Origin of the sequence: Sediminispirochaeta bajacaliforniensis DSM 16054 (genome assembly GCF_000378205.1) — a bacterium.
In the GTDB taxonomy this organism is placed as follows: domain Bacteria; phylum Spirochaetota; class Spirochaetia; order DSM-16054; family Sediminispirochaetaceae; genus Sediminispirochaeta; species Sediminispirochaeta bajacaliforniensis.
Map to the genome: position 1 here is coordinate 93487 of NZ_KB899406.1, position 18485 is coordinate 111971.

The 18485-nt window shown below is 54.0% G+C and carries 16 protein-coding genes and 1 tRNA gene; 13 read left to right on the forward strand and 4 right to left on the reverse strand.

The genetic code is table 11. The features are described from left to right. The first annotated feature begins 35 nt into the window (after positions 1-35). Positions 36-1880 carry a sensor domain-containing diguanylate cyclase gene (locus F459_RS0100420; RefSeq protein ID WP_020610767.1) on the forward strand — a complete coding sequence of 615 codons (1845 nt, stop codon included), beginning with the start codon at positions 36-38 and terminating at the stop codon, positions 1878-1880. Here F459_RS0100420 and F459_RS0100425 read toward each other — a convergent pair. The 3 genes from F459_RS0100425 to F459_RS0100435 form a co-directional block, all read right to left on the reverse strand. After that, positions 1856-2290: an arsenate reductase ArsC gene (locus F459_RS0100425; protein WP_020610768.1), complete on the reverse strand. Its 435-nt coding sequence runs from the start codon at positions 2288-2290 to the stop codon at positions 1856-1858. The genes F459_RS0100420 and F459_RS0100425 overlap by 25 nt on opposite strands. Positions 2291-2440: 150 nt before the next feature. After that, a tRNA-Asp gene (locus tag F459_RS0100430) sits at positions 2441-2514 on the reverse strand. A gap of 40 nt (positions 2515-2554) precedes the next feature. Next, positions 2555-4261 carry an aldehyde ferredoxin oxidoreductase N-terminal domain-containing protein gene (locus F459_RS0100435; RefSeq protein WP_020610769.1) on the reverse strand — a complete coding sequence of 569 codons (1707 nt, stop codon included), beginning with the start codon at positions 4259-4261 and terminating at the stop codon, positions 2555-2557. Between the two features lie 120 nt (positions 4262-4381). Here F459_RS0100435 and F459_RS0100440 point away from each other — a divergent pair, with 120 nt between their 5' ends. From F459_RS0100440 to F459_RS0100495, 12 genes are all read left to right on the forward strand, one after another. Continuing rightward, positions 4382-5368 carry an ROK family transcriptional regulator gene (locus F459_RS0100440; protein WP_020610770.1) on the forward strand — a complete coding sequence of 329 codons (987 nt, stop codon included), beginning with the start codon at positions 4382-4384 and terminating at the stop codon, positions 5366-5368. Beyond that, complete coding sequence (locus F459_RS0100445; RefSeq protein ID WP_020610771.1) at positions 5358-6539, forward strand: diphosphate--fructose-6-phosphate 1-phosphotransferase; 1182 nt, start codon at positions 5358-5360, stop codon at positions 6537-6539. Before F459_RS0100440 ends, F459_RS0100445 begins: the two co-directional genes overlap by 11 nt. Positions 6540-6587: 48 nt before the next feature. Further along, positions 6588-7607, forward strand: a complete 1020-nt coding sequence (locus F459_RS0100450; protein WP_020610772.1) for an SIS domain-containing protein — start codon at positions 6588-6590, stop codon at positions 7605-7607. Then, a complete protein-coding gene (locus tag F459_RS0100455; protein WP_020610773.1) occupies positions 7604-8380 on the forward strand; it encodes a PIG-L deacetylase family protein in 777 nt (258 codons plus the stop codon). The genes F459_RS0100450 and F459_RS0100455 overlap by 4 nt, the downstream gene beginning before the upstream one ends. Next, complete coding sequence (locus F459_RS0100460; RefSeq protein WP_020610774.1) at positions 8377-9345, forward strand: aldose 1-epimerase; 969 nt, start codon at positions 8377-8379, stop codon at positions 9343-9345. Before F459_RS0100455 ends, F459_RS0100460 begins: the two co-directional genes overlap by 4 nt. Positions 9346-9518: 173 nt before the next feature. Continuing rightward, on the forward strand, positions 9519-10901 hold the full coding sequence (locus F459_RS0100465) for a PTS mannitol transporter subunit IICB (RefSeq protein ID WP_020610775.1): 1383 nt from the start codon (positions 9519-9521) through the stop codon (positions 10899-10901). Positions 10902-10987: 86 nt separating this feature from the next. Further along, positions 10988-11473: a PTS sugar transporter subunit IIA gene (locus tag F459_RS0100470; RefSeq protein WP_020610776.1), complete on the forward strand. Its 486-nt coding sequence runs from the start codon at positions 10988-10990 to the stop codon at positions 11471-11473. Next, positions 11473-12744, forward strand: a complete 1272-nt coding sequence (locus F459_RS0100475) for a zinc-binding dehydrogenase (RefSeq protein ID WP_026294807.1) — start codon at positions 11473-11475, stop codon at positions 12742-12744. The genes F459_RS0100470 and F459_RS0100475 overlap by 1 nt, the downstream gene beginning before the upstream one ends. Next, on the forward strand, positions 12744-13694 hold the full coding sequence (locus F459_RS0100480) for a PfkB family carbohydrate kinase (protein ID WP_013256104.1): 951 nt from the start codon (positions 12744-12746) through the stop codon (positions 13692-13694). Before F459_RS0100475 ends, F459_RS0100480 begins: the two co-directional genes overlap by 1 nt. Positions 13695-13719: 25 nt before the next feature. Then, on the forward strand, positions 13720-13995 hold the full coding sequence (locus F459_RS0100485; RefSeq protein WP_020610778.1) for an HPr family phosphocarrier protein: 276 nt from the start codon (positions 13720-13722) through the stop codon (positions 13993-13995). After that, positions 13992-15713, forward strand: a complete 1722-nt coding sequence (gene ptsP / locus F459_RS0100490) for a phosphoenolpyruvate--protein phosphotransferase (protein ID WP_020610779.1) — start codon at positions 13992-13994, stop codon at positions 15711-15713. The genes F459_RS0100485 and ptsP overlap by 4 nt, the downstream gene beginning before the upstream one ends. Beyond that, positions 15710-17767, forward strand: a complete 2058-nt coding sequence (locus tag F459_RS0100495; protein WP_020610780.1) for an HTH domain-containing protein — start codon at positions 15710-15712, stop codon at positions 17765-17767. Before ptsP ends, F459_RS0100495 begins: the two co-directional genes overlap by 4 nt. Here the strand turns inward: F459_RS0100495 and F459_RS0100500 are convergent. Next, positions 17749-18324, reverse strand: a complete 576-nt coding sequence (locus F459_RS0100500) for a manganese efflux pump MntP (protein WP_020610781.1) — start codon at positions 18322-18324, stop codon at positions 17749-17751. The two genes, F459_RS0100495 and F459_RS0100500, sit on opposite strands and share 19 nt — an antisense overlap. Positions 18325-18485 lie beyond the last annotated feature (161 nt).

The window sequence follows — 18485 nt, forward strand, 5'->3', positions numbered from 1 at the left end:
AAAATAGGCAATGTAGGGAGAACCGCAGGGATTCTATGATGCTGAGCAGGTTGACTGCCGAATGTCGAATACTGTTGTCTCCCTATTCTCAACACCGGAGGGATTTTGTTGCCTACAATCGTGAGACAAATGCACATTCTCTTTTCCATTTTTCCATCCTTTTACACCTTTCCGTTTTAATCTGGATTATTTTTTGCCTGTTCGACGGCAGCACCGTGATATTTTATCTTCCGGTCCTTTTCCTATCTATCATGATGGCCTTGGGTTCCGGCTTCATCATTTTTCACTCTCCCTGTCATGCCGCGAAGTGGGGACATACGCTCCTCCATGTTTCGATTCTTCTTCTTTTTACCTGGGTGATCTTATTTTGCCACTACTCAGGGCTTTCTCTCTTTTCTTCGGTTTTGTTCATGAGCTGTTATCTGCTGGTCTCTTCGATCTTCTTACTCCACCCGTTTTTTATCATTCCCGTATATCTGGCAGGTGCTCTTATCTTTTATGCTTCAGATCAGTTTGCCGACCTGAATCGGGCTCTTTGGGTCGCTTTGGGCCTCATGGGACTGATGGCTTCGGCTATGCGTTGGATACTTAGCTTCCATCGATTTCGGGATGTGCTTGATATCAAAAAGAAGAGAGAAAAAATAAACCTTGCCATGGAGGGAGCAGGCCTCGGCTTCTGGAGCTGGGATATCGGAACGGATTGTCTTGAGGCCGACGATCGTTGGTTTTCTATGCTCAATCGGAAGCCTGTATCGGCACTCCGCTTTGAGGAGCTTTTGGCGATGATGCACCGTGCCGATCGTCACATTGCGGCCCAAAAGATAAAAGAAGCCCTTCAACCGGGAAAGGAGAGCTACGAGCAGATATTTCGTCTTGAAACCGATGACGGCAGCTATCGCTGGATCAGCTCGAAGGGCATGGTCACCAGAAGGGGGTGTGACGGCTCTCCCCTGGAGATGCACGGAATCCATCAGGATGTTCATGCAAGAATGCTTCAGCAGCAGAAACTCATCCAAAGCGAGAGTCGTTTCCGGGCCTATGCGGAACACAGCCCCGTGGCGGTCTTTGTTTTTTATGGCAGGGCCATCAGCTATGCTAACCCCCAGGCCTCTTCGCTTACCGGATATTCACTGGAAGAGCTCCTCTCGTTTCCCGATTTCTTTGTTCTTGTTGCCGGAAGTGAACGAGTGCGGCTGAAGGCGAGGCTTGCCCTGTTCCGTACCTTTAATGTCGATGATCCCCGCATAGTCTTTCAGCTGCTTACCCGAACTGGCAAGCGGTTATGGGTGGAAGGTTATGCCTCAATGGTCGAAGAGTCGGGGGAGGTTCTTTTTTCGCTTGTCGATGTTACCCTTCGTCACCAGGCCCAGATGCGGCTCTCCGAGTATGCAACCTACGATGAATTAACCGGGGTCTACAACCGTCGGGTCGGTCTGGCAATGCTTGAGAAAGAGCTGCATCGTTCAAAGCGGGAGCGGCTTCCTCTTACGGTCGGTTTTGCCGATATCGACAGACTCAAGTTGGTTAATGATACCCTTGGTCATGAGGCAGGGGACCGCCTTATTACGAGGATTACCGCGGTAATGAAACGGATTCTTCGAAGCGGGGATGTTATTTGTCGTCTTGGCGGCGATGAGTTTTTACTCATCCATCCCAACTGTACAACGGATGCGGCAAAGCAGCTTCGTATAAGAATCGATGAGGAACTCGCACGGGAGGCGGTAATCTCGGAAGGGATTCCTCTTAGTGTCAGCATAGGCTATAGTTCCTTTGAACCCGCCTCCACACAATATGAGCTTGAGATAGAGGTTTTGGTGGATCAGCTGGTCAATTGCGCCGATCAGCGGATGTATCGTCATAAGCGGGATAAGAAAAGCTGAACTCCTTCTTTTATCTCATCCCTGATTTTTCTCGTGTAGGCCAGCTTTTCCTCTTCAGTGCCCTGAAAACTTGAAGGGTCTCCAAAGGGCCAGTGAAGTCGCTTCCCTGCTCCGGGAAAGATGGGACACCGTTCCTCCGCCTCTTTGTCGCAGACCGCTATAACGTAATCGTAACGACGCCCTTCCTTGCGGAAATCGAAAACACTCTTCGTAGTGTTGCCTGAAATGTCGTAACCATCTTCCTGCATCGCCCGTACCACTATGGGGTTAAGCTTCCCCGGCTCCAATCCCGCGCTCTTGGCTTCGACCTTTCCATGGCCCATGGCGTTTAGATAGGTTTCTGCCATTTGGCTGCGTGCGCTATTATGGATGCAGACGACAAGTACCCGCACCGTTTCCCCGTTTCCCATACTACTTCCTATTATAGGAGTATGCCCAAGGTCAATTCTCTGCGTGATGATGAGAAGAATTTTAACAAAAAACTCATATCCGGCCGGAAGAAGAAATGGATATTGACAAAAAAACCGCCTCTGACAGGCGGTTCATCCATCGTAATCTTTCGGGAGCGACGGGGCTTGAACCCGCGATCTCCGGCTTGACAGGCCGGCGCGATAACCAACTTCGCCACGCCCCCACATCGGTAACGTGAAAATGAGGATGCATGATTTTCACGCTTATGTCAAGAGAAGTTTATCAACGGGTTCGCCGACAAAGGAGAGGAGTCCGGCTATCCGCTCATCTTCGACCTTGATAGGCGGTAGTGGAAAGAGTTCTTTTCGCCTTTCCATGATGCGATTTCCCATTTCCAGATAGCCCTTGGGCGTTCGCTCCAGGCCTGTGAATGCATTAAGCAGGGAGAAAAGCGGGAAATGTTTTTCGCTTATCAGCCGGGCCTGATGACAGATTCCCGCAGCGACAAGCAGATGGTTCCGCTGTGCAACGGCAATGGCGATAGTGGCCTTCTCCCTTTCAACCCAAAAGTCCTCCTTTTTGTGATACAACATGGCGGGTCTTGGAAGTCCTTTGATCTGTTTCCACCACGTACCGATCTGATATTCGGCGAGGGTAAAGGGGACGTTTCGATCCCGTATGGTGTCTATATGGGGTGTTAATGCGGCCAAAGGGTCGAAGGAAAAGGGAAAGAGATTAGGATGGTCCGGAACGTGATGTTCCGACGGCTTATCAAGGAATTCCAAAAAGGCATCGATGTCACCAGGGCGGATACTTTTCTCTTCTATGAGGTGAAACAATCCTTTTGCCGCAGAGGCGGGATCCATGCCCCTTCTTCTTGCGTGTTCGACGAACTGGAGGGCGTCGGCGGTATGACGGATGCCGAGCAGGGAGATCGGAACGGCCAGGTCGACGTAACCTGGCATGCTCATCTCTCCGTATCTTCCTTCGATCCGTAGCTGCCCGCTACAGGGAAAGGGGCAGCCCTTACAACCGCCGGTGGTCATTTTTCGAAAGAGGAGAGCCTCCTTTCTGTGCATTTTCCCTTCCTCTTTCCCTTCGGGGATGAGCCCGGCCGCAAGGGCAGGGGCAAGCAGCCCCACGGTTCCGAGCCCTTCGACAAAGGGCAGGAGCATGCGGTCGTCGATCCTCGGCCGAATGGGGAGGTATCCGGCCATCCGTACCAGAAGGAGCCCCCTGGCTCCTGTGGGCATAAAAGCCGTAACTCCTTTTCGTGTGACGAGCTCCCGGATGGTGGCTTCACTTGTCTCGGCAAGGTTCTCAAACCCTTCCTTCTCGGCAGGAAGACGTTGCTGTTCTCCCCTTTCGATCGTTATGGCCGTAAGCTTCAATGAACCAAAAAAGAGCCCTGTCCCGCCTCCGGCGGGAAGCGTCCTCCCCTCGTGAACAAGGGCCGCTGCCGGATCCCCTTCCCGTGCCGCCTTTCCGATACAGAGCACAGCCCCCTCTTTCCCCTTCCCTGCCATATCTTCGAGGAGTCTCTGCTCGAGTTCGATGGGATCATTCAAATCGCTGTCTAAGGGCGTTGAGAAAAAACGGACTTTGTTCGGGCTAATGTGGAGGATTGTGCTTTCCGGGGAGATGCCGTGAAATAAAAGACCGTCCAAGCCGCAGCTTGCGATACTTTTCCCGAAACTCCCTTGGCCAAAGGTTTCAAGAAGCATGGGCCGGGAGCCATCCTTTTTCGCGAGCATTACGACGCTCCATCCGCCGGAAAAGGGGAGAGAGCTACCCGTCAGTAATCCCGGAGCGATAAAAAGGTTTGCGCTCGGAAATAGTGAAAAGAGTTCTGCGGCTATGCCGCTTCCTCCAAGGAAATGCTCAAAAAGTTCTTCCGGAAGCCCTTCGTCTTCAAAACGCCGATCGGAAAGAAATATGTGTCGTATGGTATGTATGGAGCCTCTGTTCATAACGCTTATAGTACAGTGTTACCTGCTTTTTTTCAGCCGCATCCCTGAGATCTTTCTTGACGGCAGGGAGAAAAGCCTCTATACTTCTATTAGTTCACTCATTGAGGAAACTAATAACGGATGTACCAGCAAGATCGAAAGGCACAGACAATCCTCCGTATTATCGGCGAATTGCAAAAGCGTGGCTTTGCCAGTCGCAGCGCTCTTGCCACCGCTCTTTCACTTTACACCTCGACGGTCAGCATCAGGATGAAAGAGCTTCTTGACTGGGGCATTATCCGGGAAGTCGGCAGGGGAGAAAGCGGCAGTTCCGGGGGAAGGAAGGCAACCCTTGTGGAACTCGATCCCGGTTACGGGAGTTTCGGTGGCATCTATCTTGCCCATGATCGGGTGACCGCATCGCTTTTTACTCCGGGCTTACAGGAATCCGACCGCCGGACACTCTCCCTGGCGGGAATGGGCGAAGCGGATGTTCTGACCGAGCTGGCGGATGTTGCACGGTGGCTTGGCTCCGCATCTTCCACCATACCCCTTCGGGGGATCGGCTTCGCAGCCTCTTCGGTGGTCTCCGGTGGAGGACGAGTCGGTTCCTCCTCCCATTTTCCCTGGAACCTCGGGGAGGTCCCGGGGCTTCTGGCCGAACAGGCACACTGTTCGCTTATCTGTTCCGACAATGATGCGAATGCCGCCGCCCTGGCCGATGCCTCTTTGCTCGATAGTGAGCGTCCGAACCTGCTTCATCTTCTTGTCTACGGCAATGTTCCCACCATCGGAAGTGGTATCTTTCTCGACGGAAAGCTTTACCGTGGTTCGGAGGGCGGGGCCGGTGAGCTGGATGAAGGGCTGTGGCCGCTGGAGGGGGATATCGCCCTCCAGGTGCTGCGGCTCGGCAGGCTTTTGGGTCGCTTTCTGGATGTTGACGCAATATTCATCTCCGGTGTTCTCGACGAGGAGGCGAAAAGGAGATTGGAGCGTTCTGGGGATGCGGAAGCGCCGAAGGGGTCGGTTCGTTTTGTCGACGATCCTTGCTGGGTAGAGAAGGGGGCTGCACTCATGGCCCTCCACGAACATATCGAAATCATTACGGGAGTAAAACATGAAGGGTAATATTCTTATCGGACAATCGGGCGGCCCAACCTCAGTCATCAACGCTTCCCTTGCGGGAGCGGTGGAGGGCGTGCTTGAGGCCGGAGCGAGGGGCAAGATATTCGGCATGCAATTCGGTATCGAGGGCTTTCTGGAGGATCGTCTCATCGACCTTGGGGCTCTGTCTTCCGATGAACGGAAATTGCTGGCGCTCACCCCCTCTTCCGCCCTCGGATCCTGCCGCTACAAATTAAAAGACGATGATCTGCCGGTTATTCTCGAGCGACTAAAAAAACAGGATATACGCTATCTTTTTCTTGCCGGTGGGAACGACACCATGGACACCATCCACAGAATAGAGGCCTTTGCCCGTAAAGAGGGGTATGAACTCTACGGAGTCGGCATCCCGAAGACCGTGGATAATGATCTTTTTGGTACGGATCACACCCCCGGCTACGGCTCTGCTGCCAGATACACCGCCCTTTCTCTCCTTCAGTCGGGGCAGCTTGCCAGGGACATGCAGCGGGTCGATCGCTTTGTGATCCACCAGACCGTCGGACGGGAAGCGGGATGGCTTGCCGCATCGTCGATAATGGCGAAGCAAGGTGAGGGAGATGCTCCCCATCTTATCTATCTGCCGGAACGGCCCTTGTCCAGGGAGCAGGTTTTGAAAGATGTACAAGAATGCATCAAGGCCTACGGATTTTGTTCGATCGTCTGCGGAGAGGGCATCATCTGGCGTGACGGGACCCCTGTTTCGGCCTCTGCCGCGAAGGACGGGTTTTCAAATATCGAGTTTGGGGCCATGGGCGGTACCAGCGCTGCTATCTCGCTTCATCAGCTGATCCATGAGGAGACCGGCTACCGGGGAGAGTTCCAGATCACCGAAAGCCTTTCCATGTGTGCCGATGACCGGGCAAGTGCCACCGATCGAAGCGAGGCCTTTTCCTGTGGGCTTGAGGCTGCAAGGCTTGCGGCCTCCGGCGGAAGCGGAAGCATGATTTGCATGGAGCGCCTTGCCGGGGATTATGCCGTCCGATACGGTACTGTCCCCTTATCCGAGGTCGCTGTACGGGCAAAGCCCATGCCGGATTACTATATCAATGAGTCGGGAAACGGGGTCACCGATGCCTTTCTCGACTACCTTCGCCCCCTTGTGGGCGATATGCCGAAGTATCAGCGATTGTGGTAGTGAGCCACAAGCATAGCATACAATCATCAGATAGAAAAGGAGCATGGTATGAACGGAACGGATGCACGATATGCCGATTTTTCTCTTGTTAAGGAGATGCTGGAGAGCCCCGATGTGATTCGTCGAATGGACGTTGAGGCGGTAAAAAAGTTGGCTGGGGAGCTTACAGGGATAAAGGGGCCCTTTCTCCTCTCCGGAGAAGGTTCTTCCCGGATCTTTCCGGCCAAGCGGGCGAGAATCGAGGCCCTGCGCAGAGGTTCTGCCCTTCTTCCTGTGGTGGAAGGGGCAACCCAGGCGCTGGAATATCCCCTGGCCGGCGGCGTTGCCTTTGTGGCCAGTAATTCCGGCAAAACGAAGGAAGGCCTTCGCCTGGTCCGCAGCGCCAAAAAACGGGGAATAAAGAGCGTCGGTATTGTTGCCAACGCGGGAACCCCAATCGCCGACGAGGCTGATCACGCCATCGTCCTCTCCTGCGGTCCGGAAGCGGCTGTTGCGGCAACCAAAAGTGTGATCGAACAGGCCCTTGTCTACCACACCATCTTTGCCGAACGTGCCGGTTTTCCTGTTCCCGACAGGGAAAAGCTTGCGTCCGCTCTTGATGCGGTTCTGCATGCCGCCCCTGCAAAAGAGATCGTCGATGCGGTGACCAAGGCCAAGACCCTCTTTTGGGCGGGAAGGAACGACGGGGTTGCCGAAGAATTGACCCTCAAGACCAACGAAATTTCCCGCAAGCGTTCGGATTTTCTCGAAGGAACCTATGCCGTTCACGGGATCGAAGAGGTAATGACACCGGATGATGTGGTGATCCTTGTGAATCCCTTCCCCGAGGAAGAGGTAAAGCTGAAACAAACTCTTGCGGATGGGGTGGGGCTTACGGTCGTGGCCATTGCCTCCAGGCAGACCTCTTTCCCGACCTTTGTGGTTCCTGCTCTTGAAGGGGCCGATGAATATCTGCAGCTTGCAGCCGGCTGGAACCTCCTTGTAGAGGTAGGTATCAACTGTGGCGTTAAGCTTGATCAGACCACCCGGGCACGGAAGGTCGGAAACGAAATGGAGACATCGAAATGAGCTTTTCCTGGCACGCCCGTCATGGGGTGGCGGAGTTTGGGGCTAAGGCTGGAGAAACATGGCTTTTCGTCGTTCCCCACGATGATGATGCGGTCATCGGTGCAGGTCTTGCCGTTGCAGCGGGTGTACAAGCCCGTTGCAATGTGACGGTAGCCATTACCACCGACGGTCGTTTGGGGTACTGCGACGATCATGAGCGGAAGAACATCGCCGAAATTCGTGAGGCGGAGACCAGAGAGGCCCTTAACGCCCTCGGCAATCCCGACTGTCGGTTTCTCTCCTTTCCCGATGGAGACCTTTTTACCCGGCGGGGCCGATCCCTCTCCTCAGATGCGCCGAATGGAGGACTTCAGGGCGCCTATACGGCTCTGCTTCGGGAGGTGCGCCCCGATCGCCTCTTCCTGTGCAGCAACTCGGACCTCCATCCCGATCATAAGATTGTCTATGAAGAGCTCATTATTTCCCTTTTCCATGCCACAGGGGATATCTGGCCGGAGCTCGGCAAAACCCTTGCCGAGGTCCCTCAGATTTTTGAATATCCCATCTACTGTGCCCTTTCCGGCGAGCCCGATTACTGTCTTGCCGCCGACAAGGAGGGGTTTGGGGCAAAGCTCGCCGCTATTGCCGCTTACCAGAGTCAGCGACAGATATCGGCCCTGCTCGATAAGGTTAGAAGCGGCGGCGGATATGAATTCTTTCGAAGGATCCGTTTCGATCTATACGATCCTCACGATTATCTGGCCCTTTTCCCGGGGATAGGAGATTCCAGATGACCTCTCCCGCTTCAGCGGCACGCCCCGTGATCCTGAGCCTTGGGGGGGCGGAGATGGAGCTCTACCCTCATCTTGGGGGAACGGTCCGGCGGCTTTCTCTTGTTCCTGGACAGGGAGGTGATGCTGTCGATCTCCTTGCAGGCGATGAAGAGCATGAGCTCGAAGAGAACCCCTGGTTTCGCGGCCGGCTGCTTTTCCCCTTTTGCGATCGAATCCCCGGAGGAGGCTATCGTTTTGAAGGAAAGGAGTTTTGCCTGCCTGCGAACCAGGAAGATGGCTCCGCCATCCACGGGCTGCTCTACAAGATGCCCGGCCGGCTTGTCTCCAAAAGCACAAGTCCGTCGGCCAGGCGGGTCGACCTCAGCTGGCTTTTAGGTGAGGATGCGGGATATCCCTTCCGTCTGGCTCTCTCGGTAAGCTATCGGCTTTTTCGTTCCGGAAGCGGGATTGCCGCTTCCATTGCCTTCCGTGCCGTCAACCGGGGCGAAGGCCCGGCTCCTGTCGGTTTCGGCTGGCATCCCTATTTCCATCTTCCGGGTCTTGCTGCCGATGATATGAAGATCTCCATCCCCTGCGAGCATTACGTGGAGGTTAGAGAGGATCTCATGCCGACCGGCCGCCTCGTCCCGGTGGAGGAGGGGAAAGCCTCTGCCGGCTTCTATGATTTTCGCCGCAGCCGGCCTCTCGGCAAGGGGGTATACGATATCGCCTATCCCATAGAAAAAGAGAAGGGCGAAAGCGGGCGTACCGTAGAACTGTCGTCCGATACCATATCGCTGGCTATGAACACGCAAGGAGCCTTCTCCTTTTTTCAGCTTTTTACCCCTCCCAACCGTTCGGCTGTAGCCCTGGAGCCCCTTTCTAATGTTACCGATGCCTTCAACCGGGACGACATGGGAGCGCTGACGCTTCTTCCCGGAAAGTCTTTTTCCGGTTCGATCACTCTTTCTCTTCGGCGCCTTTGATGGCTCCGAAGAGAAAGAAATCACCATAACTCATTTATATGTAAAAAGATAGATTCTTCCATATTTCCTGCCAAATAGGACTTTGGCAGTAACTGCCATCTTTGTGGTGCTTATTGTTGCCCGATTGCGAAAACCCCATGTAGCATAAAAAGGAAATCACACAGGAGGTTGTTATGGAAGGTGCTGCAATTGGGGCCCGCTCGCGGATACAACGATTCGGGCGTTTCTTGAGCGGAATGGTCATGCCGAATATCGGGGCGTTTATCGCCTGGGGTTTGATTACCGCTTTCTTTATTGCTACGGGATGGACCCCCAACGAGAGGCTGGCAACTCTGGTCGGGCCGATGATCAGTTATATGCTTCCGCTGCTGATCGGCTTCACCGGAGGACGTATGATCTGGAACATCCGGGGAGGTGTCGTCGGAGCTGTTGCCACCATGGGAGTTATTGTCGGGGCGGATATACCGATGTTCATTGGTGCCATGATCATGGGACCTGTCGGCGGTATCATTATCAAGAAGTTCGACCAGGCCGTCGAACCACACATTCCGGTCGGATTTGAGATGCTTATCAATAACTTTTCCGCCGGAATCATCGGAATGCTTTTGGCGCTCTTTTCGTTCCTGCTGATCAACCCCGTTGTGTTGGGTATAACCCATGCCCTTCAGGCAGGCGTCGGGGCGATTATTCAAATGGGACTTTTGCCCCTGGTTTCACTCTTTGTAGAACCTGCGAAAATCCTTTTTCTCAACAACGCCATTAATCACGGTATTTTTTCTCCCCTGGGAATAGCCCAGGTCCAGGAAACCGGACGTTCGATCTACTTCCTGCTTGAGACCAATCCCGGCCCGGGGCTTGGTGTTCTTTTGGCCTATCTGCTCTTTTCCAAGGGCGCGGTCAAAGACTCTACCCCAGGTGCCATTATCATCCACTTCTTCGGCGGTATCCATGAGATCTATTTCCCCTACGTTTTGATGAACCCCATTCTCCTGCTTGCCGTCATCGCCGGCGGAGCCTCCGGTGTTGCGGTCTTCAGCCTTTTCGGGGCCGGAGAAGTTGCCACCCCCTCTCCCGGCAGCATTTTTGCGCTCATGGCTGTATCCCCCAAGGGCGGTCAGCTCCCTATTCTCTTAGGAGTTATTATCTCTACGGCTGTCAGTTTCGTTGTTGCAATGCCCTTTGTCCGCCGCTTCGCTTTACGCCAGGAAAATGCAGATGCTTCCCTTGCTCAGGCCAAGAGCCAGGTGCAGAACATCAAGAACCTCGGCAAGGTCCGCAAGATTGTGTTTGCCTGCGATGCGGGAATGGGATCAAGTGCCATGGGGGCAAACCGTCTCAAAAAGAAGCTGAAGGCTGCAGGGGTAGAGGTCGAAGTACTCCACTCTTCGGTTGATGATATTCCCCAGGATGCACAGCTGGTTATCAGCCATGTCAATTTAAGTGATCGGGCAAAGGAAAGCGCTCCTAACGCCCGCCACTTCAGTATCACCAATTTCGTCAATGCTCCCGAATACGATGATATCGTCAAGGAGCTTGCGGGATCGGAAAAAGAATAAGAGAGATTCCTTACACATATGTCGGGGGCGCTTGTCGGCGACCCCCGCTTTCATCGTTGTGAAGGGCTTACAGGAGGAATAGTATCATGCCGTCATTTGTTCAGAGACTTGTCGATGCCGGAACCGTTGCCACCGGTGTTGCTGCAAGAGATTGGGAAGAGGCAATCAGATCGGGAGGGAACATGATGGTCGATGCAGGACTTTGCGAGAGTCGCTATATCGACGCCATCATCGAAAACCATAAAAACTTTGGCCCCTATTTTATCGTGGCGCCTGGAATTGCCATGCCCCATGCAAAGCCGGAAAACGGCGTTTTGAAAACAGGGTACGCCTTTGTCATGCTCCATACACCGGTAGCGTTCGGGGATGAGGAGAACGATCCTGTCGATATGTTGATTTTCGCCGGGGCGATAAATAGGGAAGAGCACAACGAAGAGGTGGTTGCCCAGGTTGCGGAACTCTGCGACAGCGACGAATACATAGGACGACTGCGGGCTTCTTCCAATCGGGACGAGGTGATTGCCGTTTTAAAAGATTTTGATCGGGCTTTTCAGGCCGGGGAGTTGGAATGATGAAAAGTTGGGGAGCGCGTTTGTATGGAAAGATGGATATTCGGGTAGAGCCTTTTGATCTCCCCGACATCCGGGAGGATGAAATTCTTGCAAAGGTCAGAGCTGATACCCTTTGCATGAGCACCCTGAAAGCGGCCAAGCTCGGTCCCGAACACAAGCGGGTACCGGCCGATGTGGACAAGCACCCCGTTCTGGTGGGACATGAGTGTGCGGGAGAGCTGGTGCAGGTTGGAAAGCGATGGGCCGATCGCTACAAGGCAGGGGATCAATTCACGATCCAGCCGGCCCTCAACTACAAGGGAAGCATGGATTCCCCGGGGTATTCCTATGCCTACTGCGGAGGGGACGCGACCTATGTGATCTTGCCTCCGGAGTTGATGGAGGTGGATTGCCTGCTTGTCCATTCCGTCAAGGAGCAGTTTCGTGCTGCTCTTGCCGAGCCCTACTCCTGCGTTATCGGTGCCTGCCGCAGTCTTTTTCGCAGCGACAGGCGGTCCCATCACCACTTTATGGGGATTCGTAACGGAGGCAAGATGGCAATCATAGGAGGCTGCGGTCCCATGGGGCTGGCTGCTATCGATTACGCCCTTGCAGGCCCCCAGCGTCCTCAGCGCCTTGTCGTTACCGATGCCGATGATGCCCGAATCACCAGGGCACAGGAAATTTTTCGACACGTTGCGATCGAACGGGGCATTGAGCTTTTCTTTATCAATCCGCTTAAGGAAGAACAGAACGAAGAGCTGTTAAAAAATCTTTCCGGGGGAAACGGTTTTGATGATATCCTGGTCATGGTGGCAAGTGCTCCGCTTTTGGAACAGGCAAATCGACTGCTTGCCTTTAACGGCTGTATCAATTTTTTTGCCGGTCCGACAGATCAGAATTTCTCGGCGGCCTTGAATTATTACGGGGTCCACTACTTTGATCACCATGTGATCGGGACGACGGGTGGAACCGCGGATGATGAGCGGGAGGCCTTGGAATTGATGGAGGACGGCTTGATAAGACCAGAGGCCTTGGTCTCCCATGTCGGCGGGCTTCCTGCCGTCCCCGAGGCGACCCTTGCCCTGGATAAGCTACCCGGCGGAAAGAAACTGATCTACACGGAGTATGATTTCCCACTCTTTGCCCTCGACGAGCTTTCCGGGGAGGCGGAAAAAAAACCGTGGCTTGCGCCTCTATGTGAGATAGTCGGGAAAAACGGAGGCCTTTGGTCTTTGGAAGCGGAGCAGTGGATTTTTGAACATGCTCCGGCTTTGAAGGACGATATGTGATGGCCGGACCGAGATTCTTTGCTGTAGGGGTGAGTCCCGCTCTTTCCAGAGTGGTGAGAATCCCCTCCCTGAGGGCCGAGAGCGTAATCAGGGCGATTGACTATATCGAGGCTGCCGCAGGGAAGGCTGCGAACAGCTGTCGAGTCGCCTCTCAATTGGGGGCCTCTCCCTTATTGCTTTCTCCCCTCGGGGATGAGAGCCTTGATTACTATAGGCAGATGGCGGAGGCCGATGGAATTCGCCTTGATGCCGTGCCCTACCCGGGAAGGACGCGTTGGGCCGTTACCCTGATCGATCAGGAAAAGGTAGAAAAAGGGCAAGAGGCTGCAACTGAACTGATCATTGGTGAAGCGAACCCCGTACCCGCTTGGCTAGGCAAAGAACTTTTGGAGCGCGGGCTCGGCCACCTTCCCTCAAGTGATCTCTGTTTGATTGCCGGCAGCCGTCCCCGAACTATTGGGCGGCAGGTTCTGGAGTCTATTGCTCGTCGGGCCGTCACACTCGGTCTTCCCCTTTTCCTCGATATGACCGGTGGCGATATGCTTGCCGTGCTTGGCGCAGTTGCCGAGGCAACAGAAGAGAGATCCAAGGAAAAAGATTCCCGAGTCGTCGTAAAGGTAAACGGGAAGGAATTTGAAGAAAGCTTCGGCGCCGGGCCCGATGTAAAAGGTGCTCTTGCCGTTGAGGCACAGCGTCGAGGCTGTTCTTTTGTCGTCACAAGAGGGGCCAAGTCCGTCCTCTACTATGACCTGAGAAAAGAGCGGGGCGGAGAGCTCCCTGTTGCCACAACCCTGCCTATGAATCCTATTGGGAGCGGAGACACCTTTCTTGCAGCTCTCGCTCTTTCGCTGACGACCGGAGCCGATTTCCCTTCCGCTGTTGCTCATGCGGCGGAAATGGCGTCGCTCAATACCCGGTTTCTCAGACCGGGCACCATTGTTGCTCCATGAGAGGGGCCGGAACAAGGAGATGATCATGTTGGAAGAAACAATAATCGTGAAATCAGAAGAGGGGTTACACACAAGACCCGCCAACAAATTTGTCCAGCTCGTGAGGCAGCTCGGCTGCCACGTTACTATCAGAAAGGGTGAAAAAGAGGCACCGGGTACCAGCCTTTTGAAGATCATGAAAATGGGAGTGGTCCGGGGGGATGAGGTACTTTTGATCTGCGATGGTGAGGATGAAGAAGGTGCACTGGATACACTGAAGCGCTTTCTGATAGAGGGGCCTGCAGGGGAGGGGCAATCATGAAGGGTGTTCCCGCTTCTCCAGGGCTCGGAGCCGGTGCTGTGTTTCTTCTCAGGGAACGTGAGGTTCCCATCGCCGGTTGCCTGAGCATAGAGCCCGAGTCGGAGTTGGATCGGCTGGTAAAGGGAATCGGGATTGCCGCGGCCTATTACAGGAAACTTGCCGATCGTATCCGATTTAAGGTTGGAAAGGAGGATGCGGAGATATTCGAAGGCCATCTTGAGCTCTTAACCGGGGAAGATCTGGAAGAAGGCGTCCGAACCATCATCCTTTCCGAAGAGATGGCGGCGGAGACGGCTGTGATGCACTTTGCAGAAGAGACCGCCGAGGAGTTTCGCCAGCTTGAAAGCGATTACTTCAGGCAACGGGCCGACGATATCCTGGATATCGGAAGGCGTCTTGCCGAAGCCATCTATTATGGGTCGATCTCCGATCCCGGAGCTCTCCCTGATTCCTGCGTTGTCATTGCCGAACAACTGACTCCCTCCGGGGCCGCACGGCTTGATACCGAGAAGGTTGTGGCCATCGCTACCGAAAAAGGGGGGCGAACAAGTCATGCCGCCATTCTTGCCCGTTCCCTCTGCATCCCCTGTGTGACAGGGGTTCCCGGACTGGTGGAAGGGGTTCGCAGCGGCCAGCTTGTCATCGTCGACGGCGATAGAGGTGTAGTCGATACCGATGTGACCGAAGCGAAGATAGAAGAGGCTATGTTACGAAAGGCGCGTGAACGGCGTACGGAACAAGAGCGTATGGTATGGTCGGCCTCCACGGAAGCAAGGACAGCCGACGGCTCTTCCGTGACCATTGCCGCCAATGTCGGGGGTAAGCGGGATGCTGAACAGGCAAAACGTTATGGGGCCCAAGGGGTCGGCCTGTTACGCAGCGAATTTATCTTTATGCGTTATTCTGATTTTCCCACTGTTTCCCAACAGGTAGAGGAGTACCGAGGTGTCTGCTTGGCCGTGGCGCCGGAGCACGTTATTGTAAGGCTCTTGGATTGCGGCGCCGATAAACCCCTGCCCTATGCAACCGCTCCTGCGGAAGACAATCCCTTTCTCGGGCTTCGCGGTATCAGGTACCAGAGAGCCAGAAGCGGCTCGCTTGATGATCAGCTAATCGCCATTGCCAAGGTTACATCAGAAGGATTTCCCATTAAGGTGATGATTCCCATGGTGATCTCCGTCGAAGAGGTTAAGATGGTCCGCTCGAGGCTTAAGGACCTTGCGCCCCAGGACGAAACCATGCCGAGGATCGGCATCATGGTGGAGACCCCGGCATCCGTCATGACCATTGAGCGACTGGCCCACGAAATCGATTTCGTCAGTATCGGTACGAACGACCTTGTTCAATATACCCTTGCCGTTGATCGCGGCAATCCCGCCGTTGCCCATTTGTATCAGGAGCTTCATCCAGCGGTCCTTCATGCCATCGATCGGGTTGTGAAGGTCTGCCACGAGCTTGCGATTCCCGTCGGGGTTTGCGGAGATATGGCAAGCCATCCGGAAACTGCCATTGCCCTGCTTGCCCTCGGTGTTGATGAGCTTAGTGCAAGCATCAATGCCATCCCCGAGTTAAAAGCGGCTTGTGCGGCAGTTTCTCGGAAACAGCTTGGTGAATTACACGGGCAGCTCCTATCCTGCGAATCCGCCGATCAAGCGAGGGCTTTTATTACCCCCCTCCTTGCCTCTTCGTATCGACGGTGGTTGGAGGTCTATGGGTGAAACAACGAGTCGGCACCATTTTAAAGCTCCTCACTGCCAATCACGATTGGGTGACGATCGATAAGATTGCAGAGGAGTCGGGGGCCGGGGTCAGGACGATTCACCGAGATCTGCAACGATTGGAACACCTCTTGGCCCTGCGGGGGATTCCCTTGGAACGGAAACGAGGGGTTGGGGTGAGAATTTCATCTCCTCTATCGGGGCGGCTGGATGCCGATGATCTCTATGCTGGGCTGCGCCTTGAGGTCGAATCCGAGAAGCGACCGATTATGATTCTCCTTTATCTCATTACCGGAGGGCGCTGGATCAAATACGGAGAACTGTCCCATACCTTTTTCGTCAGTGACTCTTCGGTGGGAAATGATCTTGATCAGATCGAATTATTTCTGCCTCGTTCAAGCTACCTTGAGCGCCGGAAAGGGGTGGGCGTTCGCCTTTGTGGAGATGAATGGGCGCTTCGCAAGCTTTTCACCCGTCTTTTTCCCAGTTTGTTGCCTCGGGAAGGCATGGGGTTCTTTTATCCCTCAGCTAGCAAACAGGAATCTCATGCACCTCGAAAGCTTCTTGGCATCCTCGGCATCGACCAGCTTGCCAGGGGCCTGCGGGATGCCCTTGGCAAAGCCGAGGATGTATTGGGCGCGAAATTCTCTCCCCCCAGTTTAATGATTCTCTTTTGCTATCTTTTCGTCTCGCATCGCCGAATTTCCGAAGGCGGTATTCTCCGAGACCCGCTGGATGTCCCGTCCCGGATGCCTCATCTGCCTGGTATCTACATAAAAGCGGCACGGTCCTGCGGTGATTTGGCGTTTCACCGTTTATTTGGAGAGACCCTTCCCCAGGGCGAACTTGTTCAGCTTGCGCGTATCCTCGCCTCAGGAGAGATCGTTCAGCTTTCCACGCCTTCCCCGTCACTGTTGCTTACCGATCTTTTCGATGCTGTCGATCGTATCGTAGAGAGAACCCTTACCACTATTGAAGAGGAGCAGGGAGTATGGCTTCACGAGGATAACGAATTGCTTTCCCATCTTAAGTTGATGATTGCCGCTGCAATCAGACGCATCGTTTTTGGCGTACCTTCTTGGCGCCCGGAGGGACATCAGGCAAAAGAAGATGTCGGAGATCCCTATTCCCTGACCCTGGTACGGGAGTTCGGCCTTGAGCTTTCCGCCTTCCTTTCTATTCCCGATTTTGCACGACTTTTGTCCGAGCTTCGGAATGCAGCTGTCACCCTCTCCGCAGGGGTCGAACGGGTGATATGCCGCCGTTATGGTGGTATCCGTGTGAGGGTTGTTTGCTTCGAAGGCATTGGTATGTCCCGATATATTGAAAGCCTCGTACGTGAGTTGTTGCCTCCCGGGGGGATGGTTGATGCAGCCTGGTGTGATCCCGCACAGGCAGCCGGACTTGGAAAGGCTGAACCTTCCTGGGATTTGGTGATCTCTACCTATCCCATACGCGGATTTTCCGGTCGCTTGTTGCAGATATCCGGGGATGAAAGCGCTGATATTATCCGCGATCGCCTGCGCCGTACCATTGCGGAAATCCCCCTTTCTACGCATGCGACAAACCTTTCCGAAGAGTGCAGCAGGGATTCTTCGGTCGACTTTTCATCCCTTCTTCGGATTCTCGACGGCTTTTTTCTTACCGTATATGAAGAAAATGACGATCGGCATCTTGTCGAAGCCGCCGTTGATGCGGTAGCCGATGTCTGTCTGAATAGGCGACAGCTGGAAACGGATTTTTTGCGAAGGGAATCCTATGGTTCGTTGCGATTTGAAGATCAGGGAATCAGGGTTCTCCATTGCCGCTCGGCCGGGGTCCGTGAAGCAAAGGCCGGTATTCTCCGGCCTCGTGATGCAAGGGGGGGAGAAGTGTTGCTGGTACTTGTTGCTCCTGCCCATGCCGAGCAGCGGCAGACGAAAGCCCTATCGGAATTGGTTATTCTGACTGCCGATTCAGAAGATTTTTGCCGCTTGCTCAAAGGCGGTGAACGATCCGAAATCCAATCCTATCTCCTGCGGCGCTTTAGTGATTTTCACGAAAGGTGGGTGTAGAGAATTTCCATGCCGATGGCAATGAGGATGATACCTCCGGCGTATTCAGCCTTGGCTTCAAGAAGATGATAGAGTTTTCCCCCCGCCTTCACCCCGAGAGCCGAAAGAAGGAAGGTGACGATTCCGATTACAATTGCTGCAGGAAAGATGGAGTAACCGGCCAAGGAAAATGAGAGGCCTACTGCCAGGGCATCGATACTCGTTGCGATAGAAAGAAGGAGAAGTCTTGTTGGACGCAGGATCTCCTTTGCCGGACGTATCTCCGGGTCTTCACAATATGCTGTGCTTTTATACCCTTCAAGAAACATATGGACCCCAATGATCGTTAGCAGCCCGAAGGCGGCCCAGTGGTCCCATGCTTCTATTTGCTTGCGGAACATGGCTCCCCCGTACCACCCCGCTATCGGCATTGCGGCCTGGAAAAGGCCGAAAGATGCTGCAACGATAATGACATGACGTGGTTTTGCGTCCGGCATTCCGCATCCGCTGGAAAGACTTACGGCAAAGGCGTCCATAGAAAGGCCTATGGCTATGCCGATGATCAATAATGACGACATTGGTTCATTGTACCGAAAAATCACTTTGGAGAAAATGTCTTTAACAGTTTTTTATCGATTCCATCGTGCGTATCTGGTCTTTCCACGAACGTTTTAGGTTTAGATGATATAAGGCCGAAGAGATCAGAATGTCAGTAAGGGGATAAAAACAAAGCCTTGTC

Excerpts from the sequence above, each read along its gene's own strand:
- F459_RS0100440 (WP_020610770.1), top strand. The coding sequence starts at position 4,382 with ATGTACCAGCAAGATCGAAAGGCACAGACAATCCTCCGTATTATCGGC.
- F459_RS0100470 (WP_020610776.1), top strand. The coding sequence starts at position 10,988 with ATGCCGTCATTTGTTCAGAGACTTGTCGATGCCGGAACCGTTGCCACC.
- F459_RS0100455 (WP_020610773.1), top strand. The coding sequence starts at position 7,604 with ATGAGCTTTTCCTGGCACGCCCGTCATGGGGTGGCGGAGTTTGGGGCT.
- F459_RS0100435 (WP_020610769.1), bottom strand. The coding sequence starts at position 4,261 with ATGAACAGAGGCTCCATACATACCATACGACACATATTTCTTTCCGAT.
- F459_RS0100485 (WP_020610778.1), top strand. The coding sequence starts at position 13,720 with ATGTTGGAAGAAACAATAATCGTGAAATCAGAAGAGGGGTTACACACA.
- F459_RS0100460 (WP_020610774.1), top strand. The coding sequence starts at position 8,377 with ATGACCTCTCCCGCTTCAGCGGCACGCCCCGTGATCCTGAGCCTTGGG.
- F459_RS0100425 (WP_020610768.1), bottom strand. The coding sequence starts at position 2,290 with ATGGGAAACGGGGAAACGGTGCGGGTACTTGTCGTCTGCATCCATAAT.
- F459_RS0100465 (WP_020610775.1), top strand. The coding sequence starts at position 9,519 with ATGGAAGGTGCTGCAATTGGGGCCCGCTCGCGGATACAACGATTCGGG.
- F459_RS0100480 (WP_013256104.1), top strand. The coding sequence starts at position 12,744 with ATGGCCGGACCGAGATTCTTTGCTGTAGGGGTGAGTCCCGCTCTTTCC.
- F459_RS0100445 (WP_020610771.1), top strand. The coding sequence starts at position 5,358 with ATGAAGGGTAATATTCTTATCGGACAATCGGGCGGCCCAACCTCAGTC.
- F459_RS0100420 (WP_020610767.1), top strand. The coding sequence starts at position 36 with ATGATGCTGAGCAGGTTGACTGCCGAATGTCGAATACTGTTGTCTCCC.
- F459_RS0100475 (WP_026294807.1), top strand. The coding sequence starts at position 11,473 with ATGAAAAGTTGGGGAGCGCGTTTGTATGGAAAGATGGATATTCGGGTA.
- F459_RS0100500 (WP_020610781.1), bottom strand. The coding sequence starts at position 18,324 with ATGTCGTCATTATTGATCATCGGCATAGCCATAGGCCTTTCTATGGAC.
- F459_RS0100450 (WP_020610772.1), top strand. The coding sequence starts at position 6,588 with ATGAACGGAACGGATGCACGATATGCCGATTTTTCTCTTGTTAAGGAG.
- ptsP (WP_020610779.1), top strand. The coding sequence starts at position 13,992 with ATGAAGGGTGTTCCCGCTTCTCCAGGGCTCGGAGCCGGTGCTGTGTTT.